The organism is Veillonellales bacterium, from assembly GCA_039680175.1.
In the GTDB taxonomy this organism is placed as follows: Bacteria; Bacillota; Negativicutes; order JAAYSF01; family JAAYSF01; genus JBDKTO01.
Genome location: JBDKTO010000089.1, coordinates 12,843 through 26,104 on the forward strand (window position 1 = coordinate 12,843; position 13,262 = coordinate 26,104).

15 protein-coding genes are annotated in these 13,262 nt (G+C 43.8%); 9 read left to right on the top strand and 6 right to left on the bottom strand.

Features of this window, described 5'->3' with window-relative positions; translation table 11 throughout:
* Positions 1 to 2 precede the first annotated feature (2 nt).
* The 6 genes from ABFC84_14785 to dnaA all read right to left on the bottom strand — a co-directional run bounded on the left by ABFC84_14785 (position 3) and on the right by dnaA (position 5,318).
* Entirely contained in the window at positions 3 to 284 is a 282-nt protein-coding gene (locus ABFC84_14785) for a DUF370 domain-containing protein (GenBank protein MEN6414006.1), read from the bottom strand.
* Positions 262 to 1,113: a DUF721 domain-containing protein gene (locus tag ABFC84_14790; protein ID MEN6414007.1), complete on the bottom strand. Its 852-nt coding sequence runs from the start codon at positions 1,111 to 1,113 to the stop codon at positions 262 to 264. The genes ABFC84_14785 and ABFC84_14790 overlap by 23 nt, the downstream gene beginning before the upstream one ends.
* Entirely contained in the window at positions 1,106 to 2,227 is a 1,122-nt protein-coding gene (recF, locus tag ABFC84_14795; protein ID MEN6414008.1) for a DNA replication/repair protein RecF, read from the bottom strand. The genes ABFC84_14790 and recF overlap by 8 nt, the downstream gene beginning before the upstream one ends.
* A gap of 10 nt (positions 2,228 to 2,237) precedes the next feature.
* On the bottom strand, positions 2,238 to 2,453 hold the full coding sequence (locus ABFC84_14800; protein ID MEN6414009.1) for an RNA-binding S4 domain-containing protein: 216 nt from the start codon (positions 2,451 to 2,453) through the stop codon (positions 2,238 to 2,240).
* Between the two features lie 17 nt (positions 2,454 to 2,470).
* The gene (gene dnaN / locus ABFC84_14805; protein MEN6414010.1) at positions 2,471 to 3,580 is read right to left on the bottom strand and encodes a DNA polymerase III subunit beta; all 1,110 of its coding nucleotides are present in this window, start codon (positions 3,578 to 3,580) and stop codon (positions 2,471 to 2,473) included.
* A 271-nt stretch (positions 3,581 to 3,851) separates the two neighbouring features.
* Positions 3,852 to 5,318: a chromosomal replication initiator protein DnaA gene (gene dnaA / locus ABFC84_14810; GenBank protein MEN6414011.1), complete on the bottom strand. Its 1,467-nt coding sequence runs from the start codon at positions 5,316 to 5,318 to the stop codon at positions 3,852 to 3,854.
* 492 nt (positions 5,319 to 5,810) lie between these two features.
* On the opposite strand from dnaA, the gene rpmH reads away from it, so the two are divergent.
* The 9 genes from rpmH (at position 5,811) to noc (ending at position 13,182) form a co-directional block, all read left to right on the top strand.
* A complete protein-coding gene (rpmH, locus tag ABFC84_14815; GenBank protein MEN6414012.1) occupies positions 5,811 to 5,945 on the top strand; it encodes a 50S ribosomal protein L34 in 135 nt (44 codons plus the stop codon).
* An 85-nt stretch (positions 5,946 to 6,030) separates the two neighbouring features.
* Positions 6,031 to 6,387 (top strand): ribonuclease P protein component, encoded by a 357-nt coding sequence (gene rnpA, locus ABFC84_14820; protein MEN6414013.1) that lies wholly within the window; start codon positions 6,031 to 6,033, stop codon positions 6,385 to 6,387.
* An 8-nt stretch (positions 6,388 to 6,395) separates the two neighbouring features.
* On the top strand, positions 6,396 to 6,602 hold the full coding sequence (yidD, locus tag ABFC84_14825) for a membrane protein insertion efficiency factor YidD (protein MEN6414014.1): 207 nt from the start codon (positions 6,396 to 6,398) through the stop codon (positions 6,600 to 6,602).
* Positions 6,603 to 6,639: 37 nt separating this feature from the next.
* On the top strand, positions 6,640 to 7,287 hold the full coding sequence (locus ABFC84_14830) for a YidC/Oxa1 family membrane protein insertase (protein ID MEN6414015.1): 648 nt from the start codon (positions 6,640 to 6,642) through the stop codon (positions 7,285 to 7,287).
* 4 nt (positions 7,288 to 7,291) lie between these two features.
* Entirely contained in the window at positions 7,292 to 7,915 is a 624-nt protein-coding gene (gene jag, locus ABFC84_14835; GenBank protein ID MEN6414016.1) for an RNA-binding cell elongation regulator Jag/EloR, read from the top strand.
* A 105-nt stretch (positions 7,916 to 8,020) separates the two neighbouring features.
* Complete coding sequence (gene mnmE / locus ABFC84_14840; GenBank protein ID MEN6414017.1) at positions 8,021 to 9,436, top strand: tRNA uridine-5-carboxymethylaminomethyl(34) synthesis GTPase MnmE; 1,416 nt, start codon at positions 8,021 to 8,023, stop codon at positions 9,434 to 9,436.
* 14 nt (positions 9,437 to 9,450) lie between these two features.
* A complete protein-coding gene (gene mnmG, locus ABFC84_14845) occupies positions 9,451 to 11,331 on the top strand; it encodes a tRNA uridine-5-carboxymethylaminomethyl(34) synthesis enzyme MnmG (GenBank protein ID MEN6414018.1) in 1,881 nt (626 codons plus the stop codon).
* The gene (gene rsmG / locus ABFC84_14850) at positions 11,328 to 12,044 is read left to right on the top strand and encodes a 16S rRNA (guanine(527)-N(7))-methyltransferase RsmG (protein ID MEN6414019.1); all 717 of its coding nucleotides are present in this window, start codon (positions 11,328 to 11,330) and stop codon (positions 12,042 to 12,044) included. Before mnmG ends, rsmG begins: the two co-directional genes overlap by 4 nt.
* A 214-nt stretch (positions 12,045 to 12,258) precedes the next feature.
* Complete coding sequence (gene noc, locus ABFC84_14855) at positions 12,259 to 13,182, top strand: nucleoid occlusion protein (protein ID MEN6414020.1); 924 nt, start codon at positions 12,259 to 12,261, stop codon at positions 13,180 to 13,182.
* The last annotated feature ends 80 nt before the right edge of the window (positions 13,183 to 13,262 follow it).

Consider the following 13,262-nt stretch of genomic DNA (forward strand, 5'->3'; position numbering starts at 1 on the left):
TTTTACCCCCCAATATTTCTATCGTCTTCCTCTTCTGTTTCATGCTCTAAAAAACAGCCGGCTCGTTTTTTTAATGTAAGGGAAGATATGGCTGATAAATAAACCATGTTATCCGTGATAATAAAACTTTTCGGCTCCTCGGCCGAAACATTTATCACCTTTTTTTTATCCCGCATATTTTGAATGAAATTTTTATTGATGACGGAGCGCACCGACTTTAAATCATTAATGGAAATGATATTCGCTAAAGGAATAACGATATCAGCTCCCAGGTGTAAAAACATGTTTTTTCCTCCTGAACTTTTCCAGAGTTGTCGTTACCATTTCCGCGGTAACAGCTTCCGGTTTCAACCCTGTGGTTAGCATCACCAGTGTTAAAATTTGCAGCTTGTCTTCCCTTTCTTTATGGATATCCCGCAATAAAGCTGTCAGCAGCATTTCTTTTCCTAAAGAATATTCCTGGGGGCTGCACTTCATATATTGACCTAGCTCCTGATAGGTAAGCCAAGGCACTTCCGTTAATAAATGGGAAACCTTAATAATCACCTGTTCTTTCCGTTCCCGCTGACACACGGCGCAGTACTGTTCTTCCGGTGGGCAAAGAGCGGCGCAATGTATGCATGGATGCCACTGTCGCTGCTGCTTTGCTTTCTTTAGCTTCAGATCTTTTTTTACAATCTGAAATATTTTTTTTCGCAGCTGTTCATCCTGCATTTTCTCGACAAGACTATAAGCAGCGCTGACCTCTGTTTCTTCCAGTCTCAACGAACGAAGCTGCTGCTGAATTGACGGCTCCGGCTCATTAGGTTCTTGATTCTGGCTATTTTTTAAATATCCTGCTTGAAAGCGGATATCTTCAATGAGTTTCTCGCCAATAAAGTGATTAATTTTACTTAAAATTTCTGCCTTCATCATGGAAAGATGATGACCCCAAACCGGACTGGAAACAGCAATCAGCAATACTCCCCGCTGCACCATCACCGGAGCGGCATGGGTCGAAATTTTTTCGCCCACTATCTCCTGCCAATGCTGAATCGCCGATTCGGCATTGTATTTTTTTTGCAGCCCAAGCTTTTTAATCGTCAGCGGCAATATATCCCGCAGACTATACACAATGACCACTCCTGTCGGATTCGGTTACCTTGCCTTGCAGCACTTGATAATAACGGCCTGTTTGTTTTTCCGGAAAATATTTTGTCTCAGTGGCCGTAATAAAAGTCTGCACCCGTTCCCGGATAAAGGAAAGCAAGTGCTCGCGCCGCATAGAATCCAATTCGCTCATTACATCATCCAGCAGTAAAACCGGATATTCACCGGTTTCGGATTTTATAAATTCCAATTCAGCCAGTTTGAGCGCCAGAACACCTGTCCGCTGCTGCCCCTGAGAGCCGAAATTGCGCAAATTGATACCGTTCACTGTCAACTGCAGATCATCCCGGTGGGGTCCGACACCGGTACTGCCGCGAAAGATATCATGCTCCCGCAATATGGGCAGTTGATGACAATACCAGGCTATCATATCATCAGCCGGTGACTGATCCACCCCCTGTACAAGATAGGTAACAGCCAAATTCTCCTGGTGATTGGTGATCTTTCGATGCATCAAATTGGCCAGCATCGATAGCTTTTTCACTGCCAGCCGGCGTTTGTCAACGATCCATCCGGCTGCCGCCGCAAACTGTTCGTCCCATGTATCCAGGAGTTCCGGCTTGGCTTTATGTTCCCGGATTTTCTTCAATAAATGATTACGCTGAGAAAGAATTCGATTGTACTGCAGCAATTGATGATAATAGGCCGGGCTTGCCTGAGAAATTTCAGTATCAAGAAATTTTCGCCGCCCTGCCGGTATTCCTTTAATTAACAGCAAATCCTCCGGCGAAAATAGCACAGCATTAAAAGCGCCAATCAAATCCCGGGATTTTACCGGGTGACTATTCAATAGTATTTCCTTATTCTGGTTTTGTATTAGTTTAAAAGCTAAATGATTCGCGATATCCAAGCGGGAAAATTCAATTTGTATTCCACCAGCTGCCTGATTCCAGCGAATCAGCTCTCCTTCCAGATTCGTGCGGTGAGAGCGGCCCATAGCGCCAAAATAGATGGCTTCCAGAATATTAGTCTTTCCCTGGGCATTCGGGCCGATAAATATATTAATATGATGATTAAAATTTAATGTTAGATCTATGTAATTGCGGTAATTATGCAATACCAGTTTTTTTACCTGCATAGAAATACCTTTAAACGGCTTTTACTTTCCATATTCCCACCCCTTTGATTTCCACCACGTCATCAGGATGAATTTTTTTTCGGCGTTCTTTGACAAGTGTTCCGTTTAACCGGATAAGACTGTCTGCCAGCATGATTTTAACCTGTCCGCCGGTCTCGGCAATACCGGCCCACTTTAACAATTGATCCAATTGAATCGTTGGCGTGGTAATTTCTATTTTCTCCATGCAACAAACTCCTTTACTTAGTTGGTCCGCACCGGAGTAATGATATAAATATAATCCTCATCTTCCGATGATTGAATACTCGCCGCACTTAAGGAAGTATTCAGTGAAAAAATCAGTTGTTCGGCAGCGATATTTTTCAGAATATCGGTAATATATTTGGCGTTAAAGGCAATTTTCAGCTCATTTCCTTCGATTTGCGCCGCCACTGTTTCACAGGCTTTACCGACTTCAGGGTTATTAGAGGTAATAATGACAGAATTTTCTTTAAAGTACAGACGAATAATATTATAATCACCGTCACGGGCTAATAAAGAAGCTCTTTCTACTGCATCAAGAAAATCATGGGTATTTAATTTAACAGTTGTGGCGAAATTAGGCGGGATGACTTTAGTATAGTCAGGAAACTGACCTTCAATTAATCTGGAGATCATGTATACATTATCAAAAGCAAAAGCGACCTGATTTCTCAGCCAGTGGATTTGAACGTCCAGAGGAACCTCGGAAACCATTACTCTTGCCAGCTCATTCATAATTTTAGCCGGAATAATCATTTTCACGCTGGCTGAATTGTTTTCAATAATATCTTTTTTGAGAGCCAAACGGTGGGTATTGGTAGCTACCATTATAATATTTTCCTGATTAATTTCCAATAAACCGCCGGTGAAAATAGGTCTTGATTCATCAGCGGCACAGGCAAAGACGGTTTTTTTAATCAGTTCCTTCAATACATTGTCTTTGACTGTTACGACTTGCTCACTTGTTTGTTTTTGCAAAACCGGGAATTCTTCGGCTGGCATGCTTAAAAGATTAAATTGAGCGGCGTTTGCAGTTATTTTAATGGTTCTGTCTTCTGTAGAGGACGAGATGTTAATTGTATCCCCGGGAAGACGACGAACCATTTCTTGAAAATATTTTCCAGATAATACAACATTTCCCGGTTCTTCGACGATTGCGTCAATGGTACAGCTCATGCCTATTTCATAATCAGTGGCTTGTAATTCCAGTGAGTTATCAGCTGCAGCCAGATAAATACCAGTTAAAATAGGTAATTGTGTTTTTGTTGATACTGCTTTTTGAACAGTTTGAACAGCGGTATTCAGCTGTTCTTTTTTGCAGGTGATTTTCATGTTGTAACCTCCAATTTGGATTTACATTGTTCAGGGATATGAATTTTTGTATATTATTACGGTTTAGGACATAATCTATAAAAATAGTCGTAATAGTAGTAGGCGCTGTGAATATGTGAATAAGCGGAAGAAGTAAAGGAGCGAAGGTTAATTGCAATGTGTATAACTTGTGTATAATGCTAACTGTAGTTATCCACATATTCACAAGAAAAACCAGTTATCAAGTTATGAACAAAGTATCTACAGGGATGTTCCGGGGATATAAACAGAGTTATACACTTTCAATTTTTTTTATGAGTTCGTTAATAGTGTTATTTAATTTATTGTCTTCTTTTCGTTCCCGGCTGATTTTATCATGGGCGTGGATAACGGTAGTGTGGTCCCGGCCGCCAAACATTTCTCCAATTCGCGGCAAGGAAGTGTCAGTCAGCTCACGGCACAAATACATGGCGATTTGCCGGGGAAAAGCCACATTGCGGGTGCGTTTTTTCGCTAATAATTCATCAATCTTTATTTTAAAGTGTGAGCCAACTATTTCCTGAATAAGTTCCATGGTGATTTGTTTTGGCCGGCCATTGGGGAAAATATCTTTGAGGGCTTCGGTTGCCAAATCAATATCAATGCTTTGTTTCGTTAAGGAAGCATAAGCCATGACCCGGATCAAGGCGCCTTCCAGTTCACGAATATTATTATCAATCCGGCTGGCGATAAACACCATAACATCGTTGGGGACATTTAAGTTTTCAAGCATAGCTTTTTTTCGTAAAATCGCAATTCTGGTTTCTAGATCAGGTGGTTGAATGTCGGTAATTAAGCCCCATTCAAACCGGGAACGCAGCCGGTCTTCCAGAGTTTGAATTTCCCGGGGAGGACGGTCGCTGGAAATAATGATTTGTTTATTGGCTTCATGCAAGGTGTTAAAGGTGTGGAAAAATTCTTCCTGGGTATGTTCTTTTTTTGATAAAAATTGAATATCGTCGACCAATAAAACATCAATATTACGATATTTTTGCCGAAAACTTTCCGGATTGCCATCGCGAATAGAGTTGATCAGTTCATTGGTAAATTTTTCGCTGGAAATATATAAAACTTTAATTTTAGGATGATTTTGTAATATTCGATGACCAATGGCGTGCATGAGATGGGTTTTTCCCAGACCTACGCCGCCGTAAATAAAAAAGGGATTGTATACCTGAGCCGGCGCTTCGGCAACGGCCAGGGAAGCAGCATGGGCAAAGCGGTTGGAATTACCAATGACAAAGGTTTCAAAGACATATTTCGGATTTAATACCGCCATTGGTTCATCTGTTGACAGTGTTGCTGCTCCCATTGTTTGAGCTTGTTGGGTTTCATTTTCCCAGAGAGGCTGGGAAATCGGCAGCGGGGCCGGTTGATCGGCAGTCGGAGAATTTTTTGCCGGCTGGGTGGTATCGGTCAATTCGGGAGCTATTTTAGTTGTTTTGCTGGGAGTGGTCTCATCGGTTAAATTCATATTTGTAATTTTTAATTGGATTGGCCGTTTAATAATTTGTCTTGCCGTATCGGTAATAAGGTCAAAGTAGCGGTTTTCTATCCATTCTTTCATGATTTGTTTTGGTGTGCCGATTTCTAAAACCGTTTCGGATAAGGATAAAATAACAGTTGGTTTAATCCAGGTATCAAATACCAATTTTGATAATTCTTGCTCTAAATCCCGTAGTATTTGTTCCCATAGGGCCGCTAATTGCAGGTTTTCCATATATTCAGTCCTTTCGTTAGGAAAATATCAACAAAATGTAATAACAAGTGACATAAGTTATACACATTATTATCCACAACCTGTGTATAACTATATAAAATAGGAATAAATTAACGAAAAAAAAATACAATAGCGAATTACGTATGGTTTCAGCTTTGTATTTTCTAAAGTCGTAAAGTTATTCACTGCTGTGGATAAAACTGTATATAACTTCAAAAGAATGTGAGTAACCAAATGTTTTATGTAGATAAATTCGCAATTGTGGAAAGAATGTGGATATCTTTCATGTTTTATATTAGCAAAACATGGCCAAGTTATCAACAGTTTTTTAGTAAGAATGAAGCAGGCAAAAAAAATAGCTTTGGATATCGGTAAAGGATCGGCGTTATTTCCTTGACACTGGCAATTGACTAGTCTATAATTTTTAATAGTTAAGATTGTAATATTTTAACCTGGGTGTTTCCGCGTTTTGATGAGGGAGGTGTATTATAAATGAAACGTACTTATCAACCTAACACTTTATGGAAGAAAAGAACACATGGCTTTCGTGAGCGTATGAAAACTAAAGGGGGCCGTCTTGTACTGAAAAAGAGACGTGCTAGAGGCCGTAAAAAGTTATCCGCATAATAGGCCGCCCATCAGTGGCCTATTTTTTGCATAAACGGAAAATAGTTTGACTTTTCGGTTTGTGTAGCGGCAGGATGATGTATATATGAAATATAAGTTATTAAAACAAAATGTATTGCGTAACAATAAACACTTTCAGGCAGTATACCGGACAGGAAAATCTTATGCGAACCGAATGATGGTGGTATATGTTTTACCTCAGGCTGGCAGTGGACGGCGAATTGGTTTTACCGCCGGCAAGCGTTTGGGAAAAGCGGTTGTCCGCAATCGGGTAAAACGCCTGATGCGCGAGGTTTACCGGCTGAATCAGGCTCGTCTCACGAATGAGGGGGTTGATTTAGTGCTGGTAGGCCGTCAGGCCATGGTGAAAGCTGATTTACCGGCGGTAACCAGGGCTTTTTTGGATTTATGCGGTAAAGCTCGAATTTTATTAAAAAAGTAGGTATGGCTGTGAAACAGATGCTTATTTTGCTCATCAAATTTTATCGGATATTTATTTCTCCTTTAAAGCCGCCTACTTGCCGCTTTATTCCGACTTGTTCGGAATATGCAATATTGGCTATCGAAAAATATGGGGTTTTGCGGGGAGGAATATTGGCTGTAAAGCGGATTTTGAAGTGCCACCCCTTTCATCCTGGCGGATATGACCCTATTTGAATAAATAATATATTGTTGTAATTAAGGATGTGAGATTTTGGTCGATTATGGTATCGGTATACTTCAGGATATTTTGACCTTCTTTTATCATTTGACGGAAATAGTTGGTTTGGCGAATTATGGTTTGGCAATTGTTTTAATGACGATTGTAATCAAGATGGCTTTATACCCGTTAACGGCAAAACAAGTTCGATCGATGAAAGGTTTGCAGATTCTGCAGCCGAAAATGAAGGAACTGCAGGAAAAATATAAAGACAAACCGGAAAAATTGAAAAAAGAAATGGCTGTTTTATATCAGGAGGCAGGTGTGAACCCTTTGGCCGGGTGCTTGCCTCTATTGGTACAGATGCCGATTCTGATTGGAATTTTTTATGCCATTCGTGATTTTAGTTATGTAAACATTCCTACTTTTTTGTGGGTAAAGGATTTGTCGCAAGCAGATCCGACCTATATTCTTCCCGTGTTATCGGCCGCGTCAACTTATTGGATGCAGAAACAGACTTCTACTGAGATGACGCAGCAAAATAAAATGATGCTGATTTTTATGCCGTTGTTTATCGGTTACATCAGTACGACTTTCCCTGCAGGTTTGGTTGTATATTGGGTGATGAGCAATATTATTCAGATTGCTCAACAGTGGTGGATGTACCGTGAACCGGCTGTGAATAAAGGGGAGGCTAATTGATACCATGACTTCTGTGGAAATGACCGGTAAAACCATCGAAGAGGCGGTAGAACTAGCTCTGACAGAGCTTGGCGTTGGAGCGGATCGTGTTGACTATGAAGTTGTAGAGGAGCCTAATAAAGGGTTATTCGGCTTTATCGGCTGTAAGCCGGCTAAAGTCAGAGTAACGGTGAAGCCAATAGATTCGGTCGCTGTCGCCAGCGAGTTTTTACAGCAGATTTTTGAACAGATGAAGTTAACGGTAAAGATTGAAATCAGTAAGGATTCGGATGGGGTTAAATTTGATTTAAGCGGTGCTGATTTAGGAATCTTGATTGGCAAACACGGTCAGACTCTGGATGCGCTGCAATATTTAACGAATTTAGCGGCCAATCGGGATTCGGAGGAAAGAGTCCGCATTGTTTTGGATGTGGAAGATTACCGCAAACGTCGAACGGAAACGTTAAACCGGTTGGCGTACCGGCTGGCGGAAAAAGTAAAACGGTATGGCGATAAGATTGTGCTTGAGCCGATGAGTCCCCATGAACGGAAGATTATTCATATGGCGCTGCAGGATGACCATCGGGTTATGACCTATAGCGAAGGGGACGAGCCGTATCGTAAAGTAGTGATTGCTTTAAAGCGATAAATTCGCTTGTAACGGATTTGTGTAGTTTTGTTTATTTTGGCGTATGCTAAAACCCAGTAATAATATTTATTATTACTGGGTTTTGCCGCAGTTTCGGGCAGTCATTTGATTGTTACAGAACAGGAAGTGAATCAGGTGTTTGAGGAAGATACTATCAGTGCGATAGCTACGGCACCGGGAGAGGGCGGAATTGGCATTGTCCGGGTAAGCGGCCCTCAGGCGTTAGTTGTCGCCGACAGATTGTTTCGCGGGGTTAAAGGGAAGAAAGTGCAAGATATTGGATCGTACCAAGCGGCTTATGGACATATTGTTGATCCTCAGTCGGAAGCGTTCATTGATGAGGTGCTGCTTTTGGTGATGCGTTCTCCCCGGTCCTATACCCGGGAGGACGTGGTGGAAATACATTGCCATGGCGGGTCCGTACCCTTAAAAAATATTTTAAGGTTGACGCTGCTGACCGGTGCCCGACTGGCCGATCCGGGTGAGTTTACCAAGCGGGCTTTTTTAAATGGACGTCTTGATTTGACGCAGGCGGAAGCTGTTATGGATGTCATCCGGGCGAAAACGGATTCTTCGCTGCGTATGGCTATGGGTCAATTGTCAGGCCGGTTATCCGCTGCGATTCACCGATTGCGCCATGAGATTTTAGGCATGGTTGCCCATTTGGAAGCAGCGATTGATTTTCCGGAGGAAGATATTGAGGAATTGACGGCTGCTGAGACTGCCCGACAGGCAGCTGCTGTTTTAACCGATCTGGAGCGGTTGCTGGCAACCGCACAGACAGGCCGTATTTTGCGAGACGGTTTGGAAACGGTGATTATTGGCAAACCGAATGTGGGAAAATCCAGTTTGTTAAATGCATTGCTGGGGGAAGAGCGGGCCATTGTTACTGATGTTCCGGGAACGACCCGGGATGTAATTGAAGAATATGTGAATATCCGCGGTGTACCCCTTAAGATCGTCGATACGGCTGGAATCAGGGAAACGGCTGATGTAGTAGAACAGCTGGGTGTGAAACGGGCCCGGCAGTTTGTTGCCAAAGCGGATCTGGTTTTGCTGCTCCTGGATGCGTCTCAGGCGTTATCAGTAGAAGATAAGGAGATATTAACTTTATTAAAGGGACGTCAGGCGGTGGTGCTGATTAATAAAAGTGATCTGCCTCAGGTTCTTGACTTGGCAACTGTTTCCGCTTTGGTGCCAAATCAGCAAATACTGTGGATTTCTGTTACGGCAGGCACGGGGCTGGATCAGCTGGAGCAGTGTATTGTGGATATGGTTTATGGGGGCCGGCTGCAGCAGGGAGAAGGAGGGTTTGTGAATAATCTGCGTCAGGCTGATTTACTGAGTCAGGCGCGGCAACATTTGCAGGATGTCCTAGCAGCGATTGATGCTGGTATGCCGCCGGACTGCATTGTTATTGATTTACGCGATGCCTGGGACAAGCTGGGGGAGATCACCGGCGATACTGTAGGCGAAGATATGATTCAGCAGATTTTTACCCGGTTTTGTATTGGTAAGTAGGGAGATGAATGGTTGTGTTTGTAGTAGGAACCTATGATGTGATTGTAATCGGCGCCGGCCATGCAGGCTGTGAGGCGGCTTTGGCTGCAGCCCGGCTGGGCTGTAAGACACTGCTGACAACATTAAATATGGATAATATCGCCATGATGCCTTGTAATCCGGCTGTCGGCGGACCGGCGAAGGGCCATTTGGTAAGAGAAATCGACGCCTTGGGCGGCGAGATGGGAATCAATACCGATAAAACGTGTCTGCAAATGCGAATGCTCAATACGGCAAAGGGTCCTGCGGTTCATTCCCTGCGGGCTCAGGCGGATAAAAAGGTCTATCAGGCTGCTATGAAAGAAACGGTGGAACGGCAGGATAATCTGGCGGTAAAGCAGCTGCTGGTAGACAATATTTTAGTGGAAAATGGTGCGGTAACCGGCATTCAGATTGAAACCGGGGAAGTATATCGCAGCCAGTGTGTAATTTTGGCTACTGGAACATATTTAGGGGGCAAGATCATTATCGGCGAAGTGGCTTATACCGGCGGGCCCAATGGACAGCGGGCCGCATCAAAGCTTACTTCTTCGCTGCAGCAATTGGGCATCCGGCTGATGCGGTTTAAGACAGGAACGCCGGCCCGGGTTGACCGGCGTTCCCTGGATTTCGCCAGGATGATTATTCAACCGGGCGATGAGGAGATTCATAATTTTTCTTTTATGAGTGATATCGCGACTCGGGCTCAGGTCCCCTGCTGGCTGACATATACCAATGAAAAAACGCATGAAATTATTCGGGCAAATTTGCACCGGGCACCCATGTACACCGGGGTGATTGAAGGAGTGGGACCGAGGTATTGTCCCTCCATTGAGTCGAAAATTGTCCGCTTTGCCGAAAAAACGGCTCATCAGTTGTTCCTGGAGCCGGAAGGATTGCATACTCAGGAGATGTATGTCCAGGGAATGTCCACCAGTCTGCCCATTGATGTTCAGTATGAATTTCTGCGGACAATTGCCGGATTGGAAAATGTGCAGATTATGCGTCCTGGCTATGCGATTGAATACGACTGCATTGATCCTACCCAGCTTTTCCCTTCCTTGGAATTCAAGCAGATTTCCGGCTTATTTTCCGCCGGTCAGTCTAATGGGACTTCCGGTTATGAGGAAGCGGCGGCTCAGGGGATTATTGCCGGCATTAATGCGGCTTTGACGGTATTGGGCCGGGAGCCGTTTGTCTTGTCCCGTTCCGATGCATACATTGGCGTTCTGATTGATGATTTGGTCACAAAAGGAACGAATGAGCCTTATCGGATCATGACATCCCGGGCGGAATACCGGCTGATTTTGCGGCAGGATAATGCGGATCTGCGGCTGACGGAAAAGGGATGGCAGTTGGGACTGGTATCGGCGGAACGCTATCGGCGATTTACCGCCAAGCGGGAAGCCATTGAAAAGGTGCTGGCTGGATTAAGAAATACACCGGTTCTTCCCAGCGGGGAAGTTCAGGAAAAACTGGCATCTCTGGGATCAACGGAATTACGGACAGGCAGTACGCTGTATGATCTTCTGCGCCGGACGGAACTGAATTATAGTAAGTTAAAGGAACAATTTTCATTGCCTGATATACCGCCCTTTGTTCGGGAGCAGGTGGAAATTGCTATAAAATACGAGGGATATATTAAAAAGCAATTTGAGCAGGTGGAACGGGCGGCAAAATTGGAGATGAAACAGCTTCCCGCTGCTATGGATTATAGCCGGATCACCGGCTTGGGCTTGGAGGCGCGGGAGAAGCTGGCAAAGATTCGTCCTTTATCGGTAGGTCAGGCTGCCCGTATTTCCGGCGTATCACCGGCGGATATTGCCATTTTAATGGTGCATTTGGAGCAGCAGCGGCGCAGGGGGGAAGATGGATGAATTTTGCGGCAGAAATGAAGCAGGCGGCAATTCAATACGGTATGGTTCTCACGGCGGCTCAGCAGCAAGCTTTTGCCTCCTATTTTGAGCTGCTGGTGGAATGGAATGGGAAAATGAATTTGACAGCCATTACAGCACCCAAGGAAGTTGCGGTTAAACATATGATTGATTCTTTGTCTTGTTATCACGAAAAATATTTTCCAACTGACTGTAAGGTGATTGATGTGGGGACAGGAGCCGGATTTCCCGGTCTGCCTCTTAAAATTTTTCGTCCGGACATTACATTGACTTTATTGGATTCCCTCAATAAACGGCTGCTATTTTTACAGGCAGTTGTGGATCGTTTGCAGCTGTCTCAGGTTCGACTGCTTCATAGCCGGGCTGAAGATGCCGCCAGGGAAAAATTTCTGCGAGAACAATATCAGATTGCGGTTTCCCGGGCTGTTGCCAGATTGAACGTTCTTTGCGAGTTATGTCTGCCTTTTGTGGCGCCGGGCGGTTATTTTATTGCTTTAAAGGGTGCCCGTTTTCGGGAAGAAGTGGCGGAGGCGAAGGGGGCAATAGCCTTATTGGGCGGTGAGGTCGCAGACGTTTATCCTGTCAAGCTGCCGGAGACGGAGGATGTTCGCGCCGTTATTTATATTAAAAAACAACGAAATTCACCGCTACAGTATCCTCGAAAAGCGGGAATTCCCGAAAAAAAACCATTATAATTTCCATTTATTGGAGGAATTTATCGATTCGATGCCGAACATTTATAATATAAAAATTTGTGTAACCATTATTTTTTGCCAAGTGCTATGCGTCATAAACCGGAAAGGCGCCAGCGGTTTTGCTTATAAATTTTGCGCCAGATTACCGGGTATGGTATAGTTATGTGTGCAGGTGAATTTTTTGATTGTGATTTTGGGTTAAGGCGGTGTTCGGATGAAGAATATAGCCAGATTATTAGGCTTTGGCGAGGAGAAGGTCGAGAAACTTCATTTGCCGGAAACGGAGGCTGTTGCTGCTGGTATTGGTGAGACTGCGGCAGATGCAGCTGTTGAGGAGGCTATGGCTGACAGCGAGATACAGTATATAGTCATTGATTCTATTGTGCCAAATCCTTTTCAGCCTCGCAAGACTTTTAATGAGGAATCCCTGCAGGAATTGTCGTTATCCATTCAACAGTATGGTGTGATTCAGCCGCTGCTGGTACGGCAAACGACGGCAGGCTTTGAACTGGTTGCCGGTGAACGGCGGCTGCGGGCATCGAAGCTGGCCGGATTAAATGAAGTTCCTGTAATTGTAAAAGAACTAACTGATAAAGAAATGGCCGAACTAGCTATGATTGAAAATTTGCAGCGGGAAGATCTCCATTACCTGGAGGAAGCGGAAGGATTTCAGAAGTTAATTGCGAATTTTGGTTTTACTCAGGAAGAATTGGCTCATCGGGTTGGCAAAAATCAATCCACTATCGCCAATAAGCTGCGGCTGTTAAAATTGGCGCCGCAGGTTCGGGACATCCTTGCGGCTGAAAATCTGACTGAGCGCCATGCCCGTTCGCTGTTGAAACTTGAGGATACAAAGCTTCAGCTGGAGGTTTTACATACGGTTCGGGAAAAAGGACTCAATGTCCGGGAGACAGAGGGATTGATTGAGGATATTGTTACGAATATTTCCCGGGAAATCGAAAAGGAAAATACTCCGCGGCAAAATGTGGTTAAGGTTATTAAAGATGTACGAATTTTTTTAAATAGTATTAATAAAGTAGTGGCGGAAATGAAAAAAGCAGGATTGAGGATAAAAGTCAGGCAGGAACAAGATGATCAATTTATTACGCTTACGATGAAGATTCCCAAACGAAAGTAGCTAATGTTTGTATTTTCTGATTGAAAAAATGGGGTTGACTGGTTTTAAAGAGCAAGCAGAAGAAAACATAGTTGTAAAAT